At 57.9% G+C, this 17,761-nt stretch carries 31 protein-coding genes; all 31 read left to right on the top strand.

Annotated features, from left to right (window positions below; all coding sequences use genetic code 11):
* The first annotated feature begins 54 nt into the window (after positions 1-54).
* Positions 55-1,242, top strand: a complete 1,188-nt coding sequence (tuf, locus tag RBB82_RS05485) for an elongation factor Tu (protein WP_433974102.1) — start codon at positions 55-57, stop codon at positions 1,240-1,242.
* Positions 1,243-1,367: 125 nt separating this feature from the next.
* Positions 1,368-1,685, top strand: coding sequence for a 30S ribosomal protein S10 (rpsJ, locus tag RBB82_RS05480; protein WP_013581294.1), 318 nt, complete (start codon positions 1,368-1,370; stop codon positions 1,683-1,685).
* 63 nt (positions 1,686-1,748) lie between these two features.
* On the top strand, positions 1,749-2,489 hold the full coding sequence (gene rplC, locus RBB82_RS05475; protein WP_433974101.1) for a 50S ribosomal protein L3: 741 nt from the start codon (positions 1,749-1,751) through the stop codon (positions 2,487-2,489).
* Positions 2,490-2,576: 87 nt separating this feature from the next.
* A complete protein-coding gene (gene rplD, locus RBB82_RS05470) occupies positions 2,577-3,254 on the top strand; it encodes a 50S ribosomal protein L4 (RefSeq protein WP_433974100.1) in 678 nt (225 codons plus the stop codon).
* Positions 3,254-3,547 (top strand): 50S ribosomal protein L23, encoded by a 294-nt coding sequence (locus RBB82_RS05465; RefSeq protein ID WP_433974099.1) that lies wholly within the window; start codon positions 3,254-3,256, stop codon positions 3,545-3,547. Before rplD ends, RBB82_RS05465 begins: the two co-directional genes overlap by 1 nt.
* Positions 3,548-3,626: 79 nt before the next feature.
* Positions 3,627-4,451 carry a 50S ribosomal protein L2 gene (rplB, locus tag RBB82_RS05460; protein WP_433974098.1) on the top strand — a complete coding sequence of 275 codons (825 nt, stop codon included), beginning with the start codon at positions 3,627-3,629 and terminating at the stop codon, positions 4,449-4,451.
* 128 nt (positions 4,452-4,579) lie between these two features.
* The gene (gene rpsS / locus RBB82_RS05455) at positions 4,580-4,867 is read left to right on the top strand and encodes a 30S ribosomal protein S19 (protein ID WP_433974097.1); all 288 of its coding nucleotides are present in this window, start codon (positions 4,580-4,582) and stop codon (positions 4,865-4,867) included.
* A gap of 90 nt (positions 4,868-4,957) precedes the next feature.
* Positions 4,958-5,479 carry a 50S ribosomal protein L22 gene (rplV, locus tag RBB82_RS05450; RefSeq protein ID WP_433974096.1) on the top strand — a complete coding sequence of 174 codons (522 nt, stop codon included), beginning with the start codon at positions 4,958-4,960 and terminating at the stop codon, positions 5,477-5,479.
* Between the two features lie 77 nt (positions 5,480-5,556).
* Positions 5,557-6,231, top strand: coding sequence for a 30S ribosomal protein S3 (rpsC, locus tag RBB82_RS05445; protein ID WP_158943402.1), 675 nt, complete (start codon positions 5,557-5,559; stop codon positions 6,229-6,231).
* A gap of 75 nt (positions 6,232-6,306) precedes the next feature.
* Complete coding sequence (gene rplP / locus RBB82_RS05440; RefSeq protein WP_183768693.1) at positions 6,307-6,741, top strand: 50S ribosomal protein L16; 435 nt, start codon at positions 6,307-6,309, stop codon at positions 6,739-6,741.
* A 38-nt stretch (positions 6,742-6,779) separates the two neighbouring features.
* Positions 6,780-7,055, top strand: coding sequence for a 50S ribosomal protein L29 (gene rpmC, locus RBB82_RS05435; protein WP_353072308.1), 276 nt, complete (start codon positions 6,780-6,782; stop codon positions 7,053-7,055).
* 2 nt (positions 7,056-7,057) lie between these two features.
* Positions 7,058-7,399 (top strand): 30S ribosomal protein S17, encoded by a 342-nt coding sequence (rpsQ, locus tag RBB82_RS05430; RefSeq protein WP_433974095.1) that lies wholly within the window; start codon positions 7,058-7,060, stop codon positions 7,397-7,399.
* A 71-nt stretch (positions 7,400-7,470) separates the two neighbouring features.
* Positions 7,471-7,842 carry a 50S ribosomal protein L14 gene (gene rplN / locus RBB82_RS05425; RefSeq protein ID WP_433974094.1) on the top strand — a complete coding sequence of 124 codons (372 nt, stop codon included), beginning with the start codon at positions 7,471-7,473 and terminating at the stop codon, positions 7,840-7,842.
* 87 nt (positions 7,843-7,929) lie between these two features.
* Positions 7,930-8,259, top strand: coding sequence for a 50S ribosomal protein L24 (gene rplX, locus RBB82_RS05420; RefSeq protein WP_433974093.1), 330 nt, complete (start codon positions 7,930-7,932; stop codon positions 8,257-8,259).
* A 122-nt stretch (positions 8,260-8,381) separates the two neighbouring features.
* Positions 8,382-8,930 (top strand): 50S ribosomal protein L5, encoded by a 549-nt coding sequence (rplE, locus tag RBB82_RS05415; RefSeq protein WP_183792932.1) that lies wholly within the window; start codon positions 8,382-8,384, stop codon positions 8,928-8,930.
* A gap of 61 nt (positions 8,931-8,991) precedes the next feature.
* Entirely contained in the window at positions 8,992-9,177 is a 186-nt protein-coding gene (locus tag RBB82_RS05410) for a type Z 30S ribosomal protein S14 (RefSeq protein ID WP_020715220.1), read from the top strand.
* Positions 9,178-9,339: 162 nt separating this feature from the next.
* Positions 9,340-9,738, top strand: a complete 399-nt coding sequence (rpsH, locus tag RBB82_RS05405) for a 30S ribosomal protein S8 (RefSeq protein ID WP_183975624.1) — start codon at positions 9,340-9,342, stop codon at positions 9,736-9,738.
* A 115-nt stretch (positions 9,739-9,853) separates the two neighbouring features.
* On the top strand, positions 9,854-10,399 hold the full coding sequence (gene rplF / locus RBB82_RS05400) for a 50S ribosomal protein L6 (protein ID WP_433974092.1): 546 nt from the start codon (positions 9,854-9,856) through the stop codon (positions 10,397-10,399).
* Between the two features lie 110 nt (positions 10,400-10,509).
* Positions 10,510-10,875: a 50S ribosomal protein L18 gene (rplR, locus tag RBB82_RS05395; RefSeq protein WP_179636966.1), complete on the top strand. Its 366-nt coding sequence runs from the start codon at positions 10,510-10,512 to the stop codon at positions 10,873-10,875.
* A gap of 47 nt (positions 10,876-10,922) precedes the next feature.
* Entirely contained in the window at positions 10,923-11,429 is a 507-nt protein-coding gene (rpsE, locus tag RBB82_RS05390; RefSeq protein WP_218884479.1) for a 30S ribosomal protein S5, read from the top strand.
* Positions 11,430-11,468: 39 nt separating this feature from the next.
* On the top strand, positions 11,469-11,663 hold the full coding sequence (gene rpmD, locus RBB82_RS05385) for a 50S ribosomal protein L30 (RefSeq protein WP_433974091.1): 195 nt from the start codon (positions 11,469-11,471) through the stop codon (positions 11,661-11,663).
* A 100-nt stretch (positions 11,664-11,763) separates the two neighbouring features.
* Positions 11,764-12,225 carry a 50S ribosomal protein L15 gene (gene rplO / locus RBB82_RS05380; protein WP_433974090.1) on the top strand — a complete coding sequence of 154 codons (462 nt, stop codon included), beginning with the start codon at positions 11,764-11,766 and terminating at the stop codon, positions 12,223-12,225.
* A gap of 95 nt (positions 12,226-12,320) precedes the next feature.
* Positions 12,321-13,730, top strand: coding sequence for a preprotein translocase subunit SecY (secY, locus tag RBB82_RS05375; protein WP_433974089.1), 1,410 nt, complete (start codon positions 12,321-12,323; stop codon positions 13,728-13,730).
* Positions 13,731-13,742: 12 nt separating this feature from the next.
* On the top strand, positions 13,743-14,468 hold the full coding sequence (locus RBB82_RS05370; protein ID WP_433974088.1) for an adenylate kinase: 726 nt from the start codon (positions 13,743-13,745) through the stop codon (positions 14,466-14,468).
* 10 nt (positions 14,469-14,478) lie between these two features.
* Positions 14,479-15,228 carry a type I methionyl aminopeptidase gene (gene map / locus RBB82_RS05365; RefSeq protein ID WP_433974087.1) on the top strand — a complete coding sequence of 250 codons (750 nt, stop codon included), beginning with the start codon at positions 14,479-14,481 and terminating at the stop codon, positions 15,226-15,228.
* Between the two features lie 150 nt (positions 15,229-15,378).
* Positions 15,379-15,597, top strand: a complete 219-nt coding sequence (gene infA, locus RBB82_RS05360) for a translation initiation factor IF-1 (protein ID WP_013581270.1) — start codon at positions 15,379-15,381, stop codon at positions 15,595-15,597.
* Between the two features lie 177 nt (positions 15,598-15,774).
* Positions 15,775-15,891 carry a 50S ribosomal protein L36 gene (rpmJ, locus tag RBB82_RS05355; RefSeq protein ID WP_123489275.1) on the top strand — a complete coding sequence of 39 codons (117 nt, stop codon included), beginning with the start codon at positions 15,775-15,777 and terminating at the stop codon, positions 15,889-15,891.
* 140 nt (positions 15,892-16,031) lie between these two features.
* Positions 16,032-16,412 carry a 30S ribosomal protein S13 gene (gene rpsM, locus RBB82_RS05350; RefSeq protein WP_179585614.1) on the top strand — a complete coding sequence of 127 codons (381 nt, stop codon included), beginning with the start codon at positions 16,032-16,034 and terminating at the stop codon, positions 16,410-16,412.
* A gap of 3 nt (positions 16,413-16,415) precedes the next feature.
* Positions 16,416-16,838, top strand: coding sequence for a 30S ribosomal protein S11 (gene rpsK / locus RBB82_RS05345; RefSeq protein ID WP_179585612.1), 423 nt, complete (start codon positions 16,416-16,418; stop codon positions 16,836-16,838).
* A 4-nt stretch (positions 16,839-16,842) separates the two neighbouring features.
* Complete coding sequence (locus RBB82_RS05340) at positions 16,843-17,031, top strand: DUF1272 domain-containing protein (protein WP_433974086.1); 189 nt, start codon at positions 16,843-16,845, stop codon at positions 17,029-17,031.
* Between the two features lie 65 nt (positions 17,032-17,096).
* Positions 17,097-17,729 (top strand): 30S ribosomal protein S4, encoded by a 633-nt coding sequence (gene rpsD, locus RBB82_RS05335; protein WP_433974085.1) that lies wholly within the window; start codon positions 17,097-17,099, stop codon positions 17,727-17,729.
* The last annotated feature ends 32 nt before the right edge of the window (positions 17,730-17,761 follow it).

The raw sequence follows: 17,761 nt of genomic DNA, 5'->3' as shown, positions 1-17,761 counted from the left end.
TAGTCTTCGCAGGAATTTAGAAGTCAACGAGAGACAGGAAACACGGAGAGAGTCATGGGCAAGGAAAAGTTTGACCGGTCAAAGCCGCACGTAAACATCGGGACGATCGGGCACATCGATCATGGCAAGACGACGCTGACGGCGGCGATCACGAAGGTGTTGTCCAAGCACAACCCGAAGAACACGTTCCGTTCGTTCGACACGATCGACAACGCACCCGAGGAGCGCGAGCGCGGTATCACGATTTCGACCTCGCACGTGGAGTACGAGACGCCGAACCGCCACTACGCACACGTCGATTGTCCCGGCCACGCGGACTACATCAAGAACATGATCACCGGAGCCGCGCAGATGGACGGCGCGATCCTGGTGGTTGCAGCGACCGACGGCCCGATGCCCCAGACCAAGGAGCACGTTCTGCTCGCCCGTCAGGTTGGCGTGCCGTTCATCGTGGTGTTCCTGAACAAGTGCGATGCGGTCGAGGACGAAGAGCTGATCGAACTGGTCGAGATGGAGGTTCGCGAGCTGTTGTCGAAGTACGACTACCCTGGCGACGATACTCCGATCATCCGCGGCTCTGCGCTGGGCGCGCTGAATGGCGAAGCCCAGTGGGAGGCCAAGATCGACGAGCTGATGGCAGCGGTGGACAAGTACATTCCGCAGCCTGAGCGTGCGGTGGACCTGCCGTTCCTGATGCCGATCGAAGACATCTTCTCGATCTCCGGCCGTGGAACTGTGGTCACTGGCCGTATCGAGCGCGGCAAGGTGAAGGTTGGCGAAGCCTGTGAGATCGTCGGTTTTGGCGACACCCAGGCAACGGTCTGCACCGGCGTCGAGATGTTCAAGAAGCAACTGGACGAGGGTCTGGCGGGCGACAACGCTGGTCTTCTTCTGCGCGGCATTGCGAAGGAAGCGGTTCAGCGTGGGATGGTTCTATCCAAGCCTGGTTCGATCAAGCCGCACACCGAGTTCAAGGGCGAGGTCTATGTCCTGAGCAAGGAAGAAGGGGGACGTCACACTCCGTTCTTCAACGGCTACCGCCCCCAGTTCTACTTCCGCACGACGGACGTGACCGGATCGGCAAAGCTTCCTGCAGGCACCGAGATGTGTATGCCCGGCGACAACATCCAGCTTGAGATCACGCTGCACACGCCAGTCGCGATGGAGAAGGGTCTCCGCTTCGCTATCCGCGAAGGCGGACGCACCGTCGGAGCAGGAACCATCAGCGAGATCATCAAGTAAGGACGTGTTTTACTGGAAAGTTATTTAGTTTAGCTGTTCAAGAATAACGAGGGCTGCTGGCAGGTGCAGAAGTTCATCACCGGCAGCTACTCCAAACGATCTTTGAAGCATGAAAGAGACACACCATGGCTGGACAGAGAATCAGAATTCGTTTGAAGGCGTATGACTACCGTGTGCTCGACACGTCGACCGGCGAGATCGTCGAGACGGCCAAGCGTACCGGAGCCCAGGTTGCGGGACCCATTCCGCTGCCAACCATGAAGAACAAGTACTGCGTTCTGCGCTCGCCCCACGTCGATAAGAAATCGCGCGAGGCCTTCGAGATTCGCACCCACAAGCGGCTCATCGATATCCTCGAGCCGACCCAGCAAACCGTCGATGCGCTCATGAAGCTCGACTTGCCGGCCGGTGTAGACGTAGAGATCAAGACGGTTCAGAAGTAGCAATGAAGTATTAGCCCGGCAGTGCTGAGCATTCAGCCAGCATGATGAGGAAAGGAAGATCCAATGTCAGTAGTAGGGATTCTCGGAAAAAAAGTCGGCATGACGCAGATCTTCGACGAGCGCGGTGATATTCACCCCGTGACCGTACTGAAGGCTGGTCCTTGCGTGATCACTCAGCTGAAGACGCTTGCGAAGGATGGTTACGAAGCCGCGCAGATCGGCTACGTTGACTTTGTCAAGGCCTCCAAAGTCAACAAGGCGATGACCGGTCACTTCGCCAAGTCGGATGTTCCTCCGGTCAAGGTGATCCGCGAAGTCGGTCTCGAAGCAGTGAAGACCGCTGAAGGCGAAGAGAAGGTAACGGCCAAGGCGGGCGACCGTATTCTGGTCGACATCTTCAACGACGAGCGGTTTGTTGACGTGATTGGAACCTCCAAGGGACGCGGTTTCGCTGGTGTTATCCGTCGCCATGGATTCGGCGGCGGTCCCAAATCGCACGGTCACATGTTCCAGGTGCAGGGTTCGATTGGAGCTTCGTCGTTCCCGTCTCGTGTGTTCCCTGGTCAGCGTATGCCGGGTCACATGGGCCACGCACAGATCACGGTTCGCAATCTCCGTATTCGCGGTATCGATCTCGAGGACAATCTTCTTCTGGTAGAAGGTGCAGTCCCTGGTCCGCGTGACGGTTTCGTGTTGATCTCCAAGGCTAAGGCTCCGCCGCGAGAGCGCCGTGGTTTTGCCGGTGCCGCAACGAAGGACGCCCTGAAGGCTTCCAAGAAAGCTGCACCGTCCAAGAAGAAGTAACTAGTCGATCACGAAGGCTTGCAGCATGAAGCCGCAAACAAAGTTATGGCTCGTCACATCGATGGCGGGCATAAAGAGAGAAGAACGATGGCAAACATCAACGTAGTAAATCTCGCTGGAGCGAAAGTCGGAGAGTTCGAACTCGTCGACGAGGTCTTCTCAGCAGAGATCAACGACGGACTGCTCTGGGAGGCCGTCAAGCACTATCGTGCCGCCCTCCGTCAGGGAACCGCCGCCACAAAGAACCGCAATCAGGTCTCGGGCGCTGGCAAGAAGCTTTGGAAGCAAAAGGGGACCGGTCGCGCCCGCGTCGGCTCTATCCGCACTCCGCTTTGGCGTGGCGGTGGTACGGTCCATGGACCGAAGCCACGCAGCTATGAGTATGCCTTCCCGCAGAAGAAGTTGATGGGCGCGCTTCGTTCCGCGATCTCCGCAAAGATTAACGACGGCAAGTTCACGGTCGTTGACTCGTTTGAGGTTCCTGAAGCAAAGACCAAGCTCTTCCGCACCGCGCTGAACAAGCTTGAGGCCGGTAAGACGACTCTCTTGGTTGAGAGCAGCCGCAAGCTCGACGAGAAGCTCTACCTTGGCTCGCGTAATCTGCAGGGTGTTGAACTGGTTCTCAGCTCTGAGGTTCACCCTTACGACCTGCTCCGTTACGAGCATGCTGTCTTCTCTAAGGACGCCATCGAGGCTCTTCAGGAGACTCTCAAGAAGTTTGTATCGAAGCGCAGCAAAGTCGCCGCGCAGAAGGAGGTTGCGTAATGCCAACCCTCTATACCGTCATTCGCCGCCCCCTCATTACCGAGAAGGGCATGACCGTGAAGGAGACGCAGAACACCCTGGTGTTTGAAGTCGCCCTGAAGGCCACCAAGACCGAAGTTAAGCAAGCTGTTGAAACCCTCTTCAAGGTCAAAGTTACTGGTGTTCGCACCGCGACCGTTGAGGGCAAGGAGCGCCGCCGCGGCAAGTTCGCAGGCTTCCGCCCCGATTGGAAGAAAGCGTACGTCCGTCTCAAAGACGGCGAGAAGATGCCCGAATACCTCAGTAGCCTCTAAGCAAGATCGTTTGCAGCAATAGAATTCAGGACCGAAGCGCTGCTAAGCGATTAGCAGCGCGGGCAAGGGAATAAAGACGATGCCGATCAAATCATTTCGACCGATTACCCCATCACTCCGCTTCGCGACGAAGCTTGTCAACGATGACATCACAACGGACAAGCCCCATAAGCCATTGCTCGGAGTTAAGCAGCGCACCGGTGGCCGCAACAACAACGGCGGTCTCACCATGCGTCACCACGGCGGCGGTCACAAGCAGAAGCTGCGCCTCATCGACTTCAAGCGCGACAAGTACGGTATTCCCGGCACCGTCGCGACGGTCGAGTACGATCCAAACCGCAGCTCCCGCATCGCGCTGATCCACTACGCGGACGGCGAGAAGCGCTACATTATTCAGCCCATCGGTCTCACCGTTGGTCAGTCGATCATGAGCGGCCCGGATGCCGATATTCTTGTTGGCAATGCTCTGCCGCTGAAGAATATTCCGGCTGGTACGACGGTGCACAACATTGAGCTTCGTCCAGGCAAAGGCGCGCAGATGGCCCGTTCGGCTGGTGCGCAGGTTCAACTGATCGCGAAGGAAGGCGACTACGCTCTTCTCAAGCTGCCCTCCGGCGAGACCCGCAAGGTTTTGGTTGAGTGCATGGCGACCATCGGTCAGGTGGGCAACACCGACCATGAGAATGTCACGGTCGGTAAGGCTGGACGCAACCGTTGGAAGGGTATTCGCCCCTCGAACCGTGGTGTTTCGATGAACCCTGTCGATCACCCGCACGGTGGTGGTGAGGGTAAGACTTCGGGCGGTCGTCACCCTGTAACGCCTTGGGGTCAGCCTACCCGTGGATACAAGACCCGCAACAATAAGCGGACCGATGTGTTCATCGTGAAGCGTCGTACGAAGTAAAACTAAAGCTTTTTCAGCAAATCTATTTCTTTTAGTTTTTGGTTCCGCAGCAAAGGGCAACACCAAGTCTCGCAAGCAAGAGATTCGTCGTATCGAGTATCGCAACAGGAAAGTCGGAGCTTAGCAAAATGTCACGTTCAACAAAAAAAGGTCCTTTCATCGACGATCACCTCATGAAGAAGATTGAGGGGATGAACCAAGTCAACGACAAGAAGGTACTGCGCACTTGGTCGCGCCGGTCCACAATTCACCCGGACTTCGTCGGTCACACCATTGCCGTACACAACGGCCGCAAGTTCATCCCGGTGTACGTGACGGAGAACATGGTGGGCCACAAGCTCGGAGAGTTTTCGGCCACCCGCACCTTCAAGGGCCACTCCGCGCGCGCCGCTGAGACCTCCGCGAAGCCCAAATAAATCTGGGCCGACCGTTTGCAGTTAGGTAAGACCGCGAGCCCGCGCAACGGATAACGGGCAGCGAAGCAGAAGTTTTGAAGGACGAAGATTATGGCTAAGGCAGCAGAAAAAATCAAAGAGTTCCGCGCAGAAGCTAAGTTTCAGCGCACCAGCCCGCAGAAGGCGAAGCTTGTCCTGGATCTGATCAAGGGACTGCGCGTCGAGCAGGCGCTCAACACCGTTCACTTCAGCACCAAGCGCATGGCGCCCGTGGTTGAGAAGGTTCTGCGTTCAGCGATTCAGAACGCAACCTACGTCTCACAGGAGCAGGGGCTCGATGTCGATGTCGATAACCTCTACGTCCGCACTGCGGTTGCGAACGAAGGTCCGCGTATGAAGCGTATCCGCCCCGCTCCAATGGGCCGCGCCTTCCGCTACCAGCGCAGGCTCGCACACATCATCGTCACCGTCGCTGAGAAGAAGTCGGCCGCTGCAGTTAGGGCAGCTTCCGAGACCACCCCGGCACCGGCTGCGAAGAAGACCACCAAGAAGGCAGCCACCAAGACCGCGGCAAAACCCGCAGCCAAGAAGCCAGCCGCCAAGAAACCCGCAGCGAAAAAGGCCGCGAAGTAAGCAGTTTCTTGTAAACTTAAAGTTTTGCACTACCGCCCACCGGCTCAACCGGAGAGGGCACGGAGTAAAGGGAAGCTATGGGACAGAAAGTCCATCCGTATGGGTTGCGCCTCGGCATCAACAAGCCGTGGAAGTCACGCTGGTTCGTAGAGCGCGGCTATGACAAGCTACTGGTCGAAGACGTCAAGCTCAAGGCTGAGCTGCGCGAGAAGCTGAAGGCAGCTGGTGTTAGTTCGGTCGAAGTCGAACGCCCAGGCAACAAGCTGCGTTTGATCATTCGCACCGCGCGTCCGGGCATCATCATCGGCCGCAAGGGCGCGGAGATCGACAAGCTCAAGGCTGACATTCAGAAGCGCACCAGCCGCGAGGTCTTCATCGACATTCTCGAGGTCAACAAGCCGGAGCTTGATGCTCAGCTCGTTGCCGAGAACATCGCGCTGCAGCTCGAGAAGCGCGTCAGCTTCCGTCGTGCCATGCGCAAGTCGGTTGACTCTGCCTTGCGCTTCGGTTGCAAGGGAATCAAGGTCCGCGTCTCCGGTCGTCTGAACGGAAACGAGATCGCTCGCTCCGAGTGGTACCTCCAGGGCCGTCTGCCGCTGCACACGCTGCGCGCAGACATCGACTACGGTTTCGCCGAGGCTCACACCACCTACGGCATCATCGGCGTCAAGACCTGGGTCTATCGCGGCGACATCTACGAGCAGAAGAAGCGTCGCGACCAGGGCGTTACGACTGGCGCATTCGCAAGCTAAAGTTTTCACCGGCCTGGCCGGAGTTTCCGGGGAGCGTGTTGAACGTATCCCTGAAAGAGTGAAGAGGGTTTTCTTATGTTGATGCCAAAGAAGGTCAAGTTTCGCAAGCAGCAGCGCGGCCGGATGAAGGGTAAGGCGTGGCGTGGCTCCGATCTTTCGTTCGGTGACTTCGGCCTGAAGGTCATGGAGTGCGGTTACATCACCGACCGCCAGATCGAAGCCAGCCGTATTGCGATGACGCGTTTCATCAAGCGTGGTGGCAAGGTCTGGCTCCGTCTGTTCCCGGACAAGCCGATCACCAAGAAGCCTGCCGAAACCCGTATGGGTAAAGGTAAGGGCGCGCCAGATCATTGGGTCTGCGTTGTTCGTCCGGGTCGCATCCTGTTCGAGATGGAAGGCGTCACTCCGGAGCTTGCCAAAGAGGCCATGCGTCTCGCGGCTCACAAGCTTCCGCTCAAGACCAGCTTCGTTCAGCGCCACGATGTCAAGGCGACGGTTGTTACCAAATAAGACCGGGCCAGTAGCTTTCAGTAGTTAAGGAAAAGACAATGGAATTCGAAAAGATCAGTAATCTCAGTGATGACGAGCTCAAGAGCGAGCAGGTGAAGGCCGCCGAGCAGCTCTTCCGCATCCGCTTCCAGAAGAGCCTGGGCAATAACGAGGGCATTAAGAAGCTGCGGACGCTCAAGCTGGATATCGCCCGCATTAAGACCGTGGAACGGCAGCGCACTCTGGCCGCCGAGAAGGCCGCCAACCCCGTCGTCGCCAATGTTGCGCCGGCCAAGAGCACTCGCACCGCCCGCAAGAAAGCGAAGAAGGACTAATCATGGCAGATACAACCAACACAGCAGCAACCCCCGAAGCTCAGACCTCGCGTCGCAATGAGAAGGTGGGTCTGGTCGTCTCGACCAAGATGCAGAAGACCATCGTCGTCGAGATCGAGATGCGCAAGGCGCATCCCAAGTACAAGCGCGTCATGAAGTCGAACAAGAAGTTCTACGCGCACGACGAGCAGAACTCCGCCCGCGTCGGCGATGTCGTTCGCATCCGCGAAGCCCGTCCTTTGTCCAAGCTCAAGCGCTGGTCGCTCGAGGAGATCGTTCGCCGCTCCTCACTCGCGCTCGCCGAAGAGAAGTCCGCAGCTTCAGTCGCTGCCGAAGCCAAGTAGTTTAGGCCACAAGTTGAAGCCTGGGGCTTATCCCCGGCCGTATCACGCAGTAGATAGCCAGGAGAAGAACGATGTCAGTACAAATGAGAACAATGCTTGACGTAGCCGACAACTCCGGCGCGCGCAAGTTGCAGGTGATCCTGCCCTTAGGTGGCGGTCTCGGCAAGAAGGCCGGCCTCGGCGACGTCGTCACCGCAGCTGTCAAGGAAGCCTCTCCCGATGGCACCGTCAAAAAGGGGAAGGTCGTCAAGGCCGTGATCGTCCGTACGCGCAAAGAGTATCGTCGGCGCGATGGCACCTATATCCGCTTCGACCAGAACGCCGCTGTGGTCATCAACGACGCCAATGAGCCGGTCGGCACGCGCGTCTTTGGCCCCGTCGCCCGCGAGCTTCGCGATAAGAAGTTCCTCAAGATCGTCTCGCTCGCACCCGAGGTCATCTAGTCTTACGCTGCGCGTTCGCGCGGTGCAACAACGTACTAGCCGGAGTCCGGCTCCGTGGTTTCAGGATTGTCGAGAAAAGAGAGAGCTATGGCAGGCATCAAGATCAAGCGTAATGACAAGGTCGAAGTAATCGCTGGCAAAGACAAGGGCAAGCAGGGCCGTGTCCTTCGCGTCATCGCTGAAAAGAATCGCGTCCTCGTTGAGGGCGTCATGATGGTGAAGAAGCACGTAAAGCCGAATCCCCAGCGGAACATCAAGGGAGGCATCGCGGAGCAGGAGTCCACCATCCACATCTCGAACGTGATGTTGCTCGATGGCGATGGCAAGAAGACCCGCGTCGGATCACGCTTCGAAGGCGACACCAAGGTACGCTTCTCAAAGACGAGTGGCGCAACGATCGCTGAGAAGAAGAAGTAAAGAAGATTAAGCAAAGGTCGTATTAGCAGTAGCAGTTCAAATCCTGTAGCAACGGTTCACCCCACGCATCGGTACACGGTCTAAAAACCAATCCGGCAACCGTGGAGAAAGCGAAGAAAATCATGGCAGCACGTCTAAAGCAGAAGTACGAGAGCGAGATCAAACAGGCGCTGGGCAAAGAGCTCAACATCACCAACGCCATGGCGATTCCCAAGCTCGAGAAGATCGTCATCAACATGGGCCTCGGCGAAGCCACCCAGAACGTCAAGATCATGGATCCCCTGGTGGCCGATCTCGCCGCCATCGCCGGCCAGAAGCCTGTGACCACCAAGGCTAAGAAGTCCATCGCCGCCTTCAAGGTGCGCGAGGGAATGCCGATCGGTGCGATGGTCACTCTGCGCGGCGATACGATGTACGAGTTTCTTGACCGCCTCATCTCGATTGCTCTTCCCCGCGTCCGCGACTTCCGCGGCGTCTCCTCGAAGAGCTTCGATGGCCGTGGCAACTACACCCTTGGCCTCCGCGATCAGTTGATCTTCGCTGAGATCGACTACGCCAAGGTCGACAAACTCAAGGGTATGAACGTCACCATCGTCACGACGGCGAAGGATGACAACGGTGCCCGCGCCCTGCTGAAGAGCTTTGGTATGCCCTTCCGCGTAGGAGCTTAGTCTACGAAGCCAGGCCCACGGGCCTCGAACAGATTTGCACTAAAGATAGAGAGCAAAACACATGGCAACTACAGCAAAGCGCGTCAAAGACGCAAGGAAACCGAAGTTCAAGTCTCGCCAGCACAACCGCTGCCAGCTCTGCGGTCGTCCCCGTGCCTTCCTGCGGAAGTTTGGCGTATGCCGTCTCTGCTTCCGTTCGCTCGCCCTCAAAGGAGAAATTCCGGGCGTTGTTAAGTCGAGCTGGTAGAATAAAGAAATTCGTGTGCGGCTCAAGTCGCACACTTACTCCAGAGACCTCATCAGGGCGTGAGCTTATGGTGCAGAAGTCTGGACGTATCACCCGAAACAGACATCCCCGCAGGTTCTCGCGAGAGACACTCGTGAGCGAACGGGGGATGAAGGAGAATGAATGAACCTCACCGATCCAGTAGCAGACTTTTTGACCCGCATCCGTAACTCTATCCGTGCGCGTCACCAGAAGCTCGACGTCCCTGCATCCAAGCTCAAGGCCGAGATTGCCCGCATCCTCAAAGAAGAAGGCTACATCGCGAACTACAAGCCGACCGAAGAGAATGGCATGAAGGTTCTCCGCGTTTACTTGAAGTACGGACCGAACAACGAGGCTGTTATCCGCGACCTTCAGCGCGTATCGCGTCCCGGCTGCCGTGTGTACCTTGGCCGCGATGAGATCCGTCGCGTTCAGGGTGGTCTTGGCATCTCCATCATGACGACTCCCAAGGGTGTCATGACTGGTCGCCAGGCGCGTCGCGAAGGCGTTGGCGGCGAGATCCTCTGCGAAGTCTGGTAGTTCGGAGTAAGCTCTCGCCATCTTGCGATGACGAGGCGGAAAAGTTTCATCGGCTGCAGTGGAACGATCAGCATGAAGTGCTATCGGGACTCGCAAGCCACTAAAGGGATTTGTTATGTCACGTATTGGTAAGAAGCCGATCGCTCTACCCGCTGGCGTCAAGTACACGGTCAGTGAGAACGGCAATACCGTTCTGGTCGAAGGACCCAAGGGCAAAGTTACTGCGATGCTGCCTGGCGGCATCACCCTCGCCCAGAAGGATGGCCACCTGGTCACCGAGCGTCAGACCGACAAGCAGGCTGCGTTTCACGGACTCGCGCGCGCGCTGGTCTTCAACGCGGTCACCGGCGTCACCACCGGCTGGAACAAGGAGATCGACATCGTCGGTATCGGATACCGCGCTGAGTTAAAGGGTAAGAACATGGTGGTCTTTACCCTGGGCTACTCTCATCCCATCGAGTTTCCGCTGCCCACCGGCATCTCTGTCGAGATCGACCCCAAGCAGACTCACCTCACCGTCTCCGGCATCGACCGGCAGAAGGTAGGCCAAGTTGCCGCTGACATGCGCTCTCTCCGCAAGCCAGACCCCTACAAGAACAAGGGCGTCCGCTACACCGGCGAAGTACTGAAGAAGAAGGTCGGCAAAACCGGAGCGAAATAATTCTGTGCGGAGTGGTTGGTAGCGTTAAGCCAGCCACTCTCCACCAAACAAAGTTTTATAACCGAACGTCCTCAGCACTCTGGGTACGCTATTAGGAAGGAAAGTCAATCATGATCAATCCACGTCAGCGCAATGTGATCCGTCAACGCGTTCACACCCGCATTCGCGAGAAGATGTCCGGTACCGCCGAGCGCCCGCGCCTCAACGTCTATCGCTCGCTCAACCACATCTACACGCAGCTCATCGACGATCTCAACGGAGTCACCATCGCCTCTGCCTCTTCCATGGGCAAGAAGACCGAAGAGAAGAAGTACGGTGGCAACATCGCTGCTGCTGCTGAAGTCGGCAAGCTGATCGCCGAGCGCGCAAAGGAAAAGGGCATCAAGAAGATTGTGTTCGATCGTGGCGGCTATCTGTATCACGGCCGCGTGAAGGCCCTCGCCGATGCAGCCCGTGAAGCGGGTCTCGATTTCTAAGGTTCCCAAGGCGCCTTATTGGCAGCCAGAAAGCTGGATAAGACATTATGGCAATGAAGAAAAAAATCGATGCGAACCGCCTCAACCTCAAGGACGAGGTCGTTTCGATCAACCGCGTCACCAAGGTCGTCAAGGGCGGTAAGAACATGTCCTTCGCCGCTCTCGTCGTTATCGGCGACCCAGCGGAAGGCGTGGTCGGCTACGGCTCCGGCAAGGCCAAGGAAGTTCCGCAGGCCATCCGCAAGGGGATCGAATCCGCCAAGAAGAATCTGCACAAGGTCAACCTGACAGAGAGCACGATTCCTCACCAGGTCCTCGGCCACTTCGGCGCAGGCCAGGTCATGCTCAAGCCCGCCCCTGAAGGTACCGGCGTCATCGCCGGCAAGACAGTTCGCGCCGTCATGACCGCCGCCGGTGTGCAGAACGTGCTGACCAAAAGCCTCGGCTCGGCGAACCCCCACAACGTCATCAAGGCTACGTTCGACGCTCTTATCCAGCTTCGCAACAAGGCCGAAGTCGCCGCCCTGCGCGGCAAGGCAGTGGAAGAGCTCTAAGCTCAACCCCGTTCCAACAAGATCCACAGGAGCTCTCTCATGGCAGACACCAACGCAATCGCCAAAATTAAGCTGCAGTACTTCCGTTCCAAGATCTGCACCCCGGTCAAGCACAAGCTCGTCATCAAGGGCCTCGGCTTCACCCGTCTCAACCAGATCGTCGAGCGCGAAGACACCCCATCCATCCGTGGCATGGTCGCAAAGGTTCCCCATCTCGTCCGCGTCGTCGAATAAGCACGATCCGGCATTACCGCATCAAGCCCGTCAGGGCCCAAAATCATAGGCGAGTCGGTGAAGAGCACAAGCTGCTTCACCGGCGTTAAGCGAGGAAACAATGGCAATCCGTAATCTCTCCAATCTGCGCCCCCCCAAGAAGGCGAATGAAAACAAGAAGCGTGTCGGCCGTGGTATGGGGTCGGGCATGGGTAAGACCTCCACCCGTGGACACAAGGGTCAGGGCTCCCGCTCGGGTTCATCCCTCATGCGCGGCTTCGAAGGCGGCCAGATGCCCCTTCACCGCCGTCTGCCCAAGCGTGGTTTCACCAACATCTTCCGCGTTGAGTACCAGGTCCTTGGCCTCGACCGCGTGGCCGAGATCGTCGCCGCCGAGAACGTCACCGAGTTCACCCTCGATAAGATCATCGCGCTTGGCCTCCTCCGCAAGAAGGGTGCTTTGATCAAAGTGTTGAATAACGGAGAGATCAAGACTGCCGTGACCGTTCACGCACACAAGTTCTCCAAGACTGCTCAAGAAGCGATCGAAAAGGCTGGCGGCAAGGCCATCCTCATCGGCTAAGCAGCATTTAGAATGATTGGCAGGCGAGGGCGCGCGCCCTCGCATTGCCGTTTCACCAGACTCACCAGCGTTTACCCCCGAGGTTCCAGTACCCGATGTTCGAGAAAATCGCAAACATCTTCAAAATCCCCGACCTCCGCAAGCGTGTCCTCTTCACGCTTGGCATGTTGGCCGTATACCGCCTCGGCTCGCACATCCCCACCCCCGGCATCAACGCCGACATGCTCGCTCAGTTCTTCAATCAGAACTCTGGCTCAGCCCTCGGCCTGGTCGACCTCTTCTCAGGCGGGAACCTCCGCAAGCTTACCGTCTTCGCCCTCGGCATCATGCCGTACATTACGGCGTCAATCATCTTCCAGCTGCTCACCGTCATCTATGAGCCGCTTGCGAAGCTCCAGAAGGAAGGTGAGCTCGGCCGTCGCAAGATCACCCAGTGGACTCGCTACGTCACAGTCCTCCTCGGTATAGTGCAGTCCTTCGCCATTGCACTCACGCTGACGAACACCAGCACCGGCCAGACGATGGTCACCATCTCGCGCGCCGCCTTCATCCCGCTCTGCGTCATCACCCTCACCTCAGGTACAGCCTTCATCATGTGGCTCGGCGAACAGATCACCGAGCGCGGCATCGGCAACGGTATGAGCTTGCTCATCTTCGCCGGTATCGTCGTTGGTCTGCCCAAGGGAATCGAAGATCTCTACGAGAAAGTGCGCGACAACGCCTGGGGAGCACTCACCCCTATCGCAGTCGCACTACTTGTCGTAGGCATGATCGCAGTCGTAGCTTTCATCGTCTTCGTAGAGCGCTCTGAGCGCCGTATCCCCGTCCAATACGCAAAGCGCATCGTCGGCCGCAAGATGATGGGCGGTCAGTCCACCCACCTCCCTCTGAAGGTCAACTCCGGCGGCGTAATGCCGGTTATCTTCGCCAGCTCGATCCTGTCGGCGCCTCTGCTCTTCTCCGGCGCACACATCTTCGGCTACTCCCTGCAGGACTCCTCCTTCTTCGGCCCGATCCTGCGCGCTCTGGCCCCCGGCGAGCCCTGGTACGAGCTTCTCCAGATGGTAGCGATCATCTTCTTCGCCTACTTCTACATCTCTATCGTCTTCCGCCCCGACGACATCGCCGACAACATGCGCAAGTACGGCGGCTTCATCCCCGGCATTCGTCCCGGTAAGCGTACCGCCGACTTCATCAACGATGTGCTGACCCGCATCACCCTCGTCGGCGCACTCTATCTCATCATCATCACCATCATTCCGCAGCTGCTCATCAGCGGAATCCACTTCAACCATCTCTGGCTCATCGGCTCGATCTTCGATCGACTGCCGACCTGGATGACCAACGGCCTCGGCGTCAACTTCTACTTCGGTGGCACCTCGCTGCTCATCGTCGTCGGCGTGGCCATGGACACGGTCCAGCAGATCGAATCGCAGCTCATCATGCGCCACTACGACGGCTTCACTCCCAAGAGTGGCCGCATCCGTGGCCGCAAGAGCTGGTAGGAAGTTAGCCCGTTGACGACAAGCACTGCATCTGAACCCGAGACGGCCCCGGCAGACAAGAACTTTCTGCCCGGGCCTGTCCTCCTTTTAGGCGCGCCAGGCGTAGGCAAAGGAACCCAGGCCAAGGCGTTGATGGCCGAATATGGCATCCCGCAGATCTCCACCGGGGACATCCTCCGCGCCAATATCTCCAGTGGGACCGCCCTCGGCAAAGTAGCCAAGACCTTGGTCGATCAAGGAACCCTCGTCTCCGACGACCTCGTCAACCAGATGGTCGCCGACCGCCTCCGGCAGCCCGACACGCATCACGGCTTCATTCTTGACGGCTTCCCCCGAACCCTTAATCAGGCTACCTGGCTCGACGAGCAGCTTTCGGCAGCCCCTGGCACCCTGCCTGTAGTTGCCATCAGCATCGTCGTCGACTACGAACAACTCCTGCACCGCATCACTGGTCGCCGCATCTCCCCCGCAGGTCGCATCTACAACGTCTACTCGAATCCTCCAAAGGTTGCGGGCATCTGTGATGTAGACGGTTCCTCTCTCGTCCAACGTCCCGACGACTCCGAGGCCGTCTTTACTGAACGCATGAAGACCTTCGAAGGCCAGACCGCTCCCGTAGTTGAGCACTACCGCAAGCAGGGCCGCTTTGAAGAGATTGATGGCGATCACGCCGTCGAGCAGGTCACCGCCGAGATCAAGTCTGCCTTGAAGCGTCTTCGTCAAGGCTCGGGTCAGTAACCTAAAACATATGGCTATCATGATCAAAACGCAGCAGGAGATCGAGAAGATGCGGATCTCCGGCAGGGCCCTCCGCCAAGTCCACGACGCAATCGCGCCTCACGTGGTCCCGGGAGCCTCGACGATGGATCTTGAAGAGATCGCCGTTAAGAAGATCGCGGAGCTGGGCGCCATCGCCGCCTTCAAGGGCTATCACGGCTTCCCGGCGGCCCTCTGCACCTCGGTCAACAACGAGGTCGTCCACGGCATGCCCAACGCCAAGCGCATCCTCGTCGAAGGCGACATCCTCTCGATCGACTGCGGCGTCATCATCGACGGCTACTACTCCGACGCGGCCGTTACCTACCCCATAGGCAAGGTTAGCCCCGAGACGACAAGGCTCCTCGAAGTCACCAAAGCCTCTCTGGAAAAGGCCATCCAACAGTGCCAAGTGGGTGGCCGGCTCGGAGACATCTCCTCTGCCGTCCAAGAGCTCTGCGAGGCCGAAGGCTTCGGCGTCGTCCGCGAGTTTGTCGGCCATGGAATCGGCCGTGCCATGCATGAAGACCCCCAGGTTCCCAACTTCGGAGCGGCTGGCAAAGGCCCCCGCCTCAAGGCCGGCATGGTTCTGGCTATCGAGCCTATGATCAACGCTGGAGGCCCGGAGGTGAAGGTTCTCAAGGACGGCTGGACTGCCGTAACCATCGACGGCAGCTACAGCGCCCACTTCGAACACACCGTCGCCATAACAAAAGATGGCCCCCAGGTGCTGACTCGCTAGGAAAATGGACCCATTTTGGGGTAATATAAGAGATGCTGTGTGCGCAAGTATGTCGCACGGTAACTCTGGTTGAAGCAGAAAGCTTCAATTCAAAGAAAAGTTGTGGAAACAAAGAGGCTTACGGCCTCCCACCTTTCCAAAGGAGATCGTTTGTCAAAGGAAGATGCAATTGAAGTGATGGCGGTGGTCGTCGAGACCCTGCCGAATGCGATGTTCAAGGTCGAGCTTGAAAACAAGCACCAGGCCCTTGCACACGTCTCCGGACGTATGCGCAAAAACTTCATCCGTATCCTCCCCGGCGACCGCGTCGCGATTGAGCTCAGCCCGTACGACCTCAACCGCGGCCGCATTGTCTACCGCTATAAGTAGACAACGGCTACGGGAGCCCATCCCGTCTCCATCATGGGTTGCTCAAGCGCACTTGCACTTGGGGTAAGTCAGGGCTCACGCCCTGGCATTCAAGGTCGCCTGTCAACTGGGGCTTCACTCCCTGAGACGCGTCCTCTGTTTCACCGGCTCTAGGTTGCATAAAAGAAGGGAATCACAATGAAGGTTCGTGCCTCAGTAAAGAAGATCTGTGACAAGTGCAAGGTTATCCACCGCCGCGGTGTCGTTCGCGTCATCTGCAGCGCCAGCGCCAAGCACAAGCAGCGCCAGGGCTAAGCATTCGATCTACCGCAATAAACGGTCCCGCCGGGCTAGTTAGCCGAAGTCAAGGCTTGCGTTGAACCCTTCGGACATAACCGTAAACAAATCACCTGCTCTCGTGGCGAAGCTACGAAGCTCAACCGAAAAGGAACCCCATGGCACGTATTGCTGGAGTCGATGTCCCTAATAACAAACAGGCGCGCATCGGTCTCACCTACATCTTCGGAATCGGCGACTCTCGCGCCGCCAAGATCCTCGCGAAGGCGGACGTCGATCCCGTCGCGAAGGTCGGCACGCTCGACGAGGACGCGCTGAACCGCATCCGTCAGGTTATCGAAGCCGAGGGCCAGATCGAAGGCGATCTCCGCAAGGACATCTCGCTCAACATCAAGCGCCTCATCGAAATTCAGTCCTACCGTGGCCTCCGCCACCGTCGTTCGCTGCCCGTCCGTGGCCAGCGCACCCACACCAACGCTCGCACCCGCAAAGGCCCACGCAAGGGAACCGTTGCCGGTAAGAAGAAAGCGACGAAATAAGACATGGCGAAGACACAGAATACGAAGGGTGCAGCAAAGCCCGGTAAAAATAAGAAGTTTAAGAAGCGCGAGCGGAAGAACGTTCCATTTGGCCTCGTCTTCATTCAGGCGTCGTTCAACAACACCATCGTCACCATCACCGACCAGGTCGGCAACACGCTGAGCTGGAAGTCGTCCGGTTCGCTTGGCTTCCGCGGCTCCCGTAAGGGAACTCCGTTTGCCGCCCAGCAGGCCGCCGTTGGTGCTGCCAACGCAGCCCGTGACCACGGTGTCCGTTCGGTCGATGTCCGCGTCTCCGGTCCCGGCTCCGGCCGCGAGTCCGCGATCCGCGCTCTTGCCACCACCGGCATCGAGGTCCGCAGCATCCGAGACGTTACGCCGATGCCGCACAACGGTTGCCGTCCGCCCAAGCGCCGCCGCGTCTGACGCTATGGCACTTTTGATGAAGCCCGAATGCGAGCGCTGCAACACAGCACTCAATGCAAACGGAGAGGCCTTCATCTGCAGTTACGAATGCACCTTTTGTTCGTTATGTGCTCAAGCGATGCATACCATCTGTCCCAACTGCGGCGGGGAGCTTGTTTCAAGACCCCGCCGCAAAGTAAGGCAAAACAAGTAACCGGATCGTGAAGAAGCGCTGCACGCGCGTAAAGCGATCGTCACCCGAAGTCAGGAGTCATACAAATGGCACGTTACACCGGACCCGTCTGCCGCCTCTGCCGCCGCGACGGCACCAAGCTTTTCCTCAAGGGAGCCAAGTGCTTCTCCGAAAAATGCCCCGTTGAGAAGCGCAACTTCCCCCCAGGCCAGCACGGACAGTCTCGAAAAGTGAAGAAGGTCGTCGGCTACGGTCTACAACTCCGCGAAAAGCAGAAGGCCAAGCGCATTTACTTCACCCTCGAGACCCAGTTCCGCGCCTATTACCAGAAGGCTTCGAACAAGCAGGGTGTCACTGGTGCCTACCTGCTCCAGCAACTTGAGACTCGCCTCGACAACGTCGCCTATCGTCTCGGCTTTGCGATGAGCCGCCGCCAGGCCCGCCAGGTCGTCCGTCACGGTCACCTCCAGGTCAACGGTCGCAAGGTCAACATCCCTTCCTACCAGGTCAAGGTCGGCGACGAGATCGCAATCCGCGAGGGCTCCAAGGCCCTGGTCATGCTCGAAGAGGCGAAGAACTTTGCCGCCGGCCAGAACCAGGTTCAGTGGCTCGACATCAACCGCGACACACTCTCAGGCAAGGTCATTGCTCTGCCGAAGCGCGAAGACGTCAACCTGCCGGTCAACGAGCAGCTGATCGTCGAACTCTACAGCAAATAGTTCTGCTGTCGTCATTGTCCGCTTTTTTGTTG

The organism is Tunturiibacter lichenicola (assembly GCF_051013355.1).
Classification (GTDB): Bacteria; Acidobacteriota; Terriglobia; order Terriglobales; family Acidobacteriaceae; genus Edaphobacter; species Edaphobacter lichenicola_F.
Note: the sequence above shows the minus strand (reverse complement) of the source record. Positions and strands in the feature narration are given on the sequence as shown.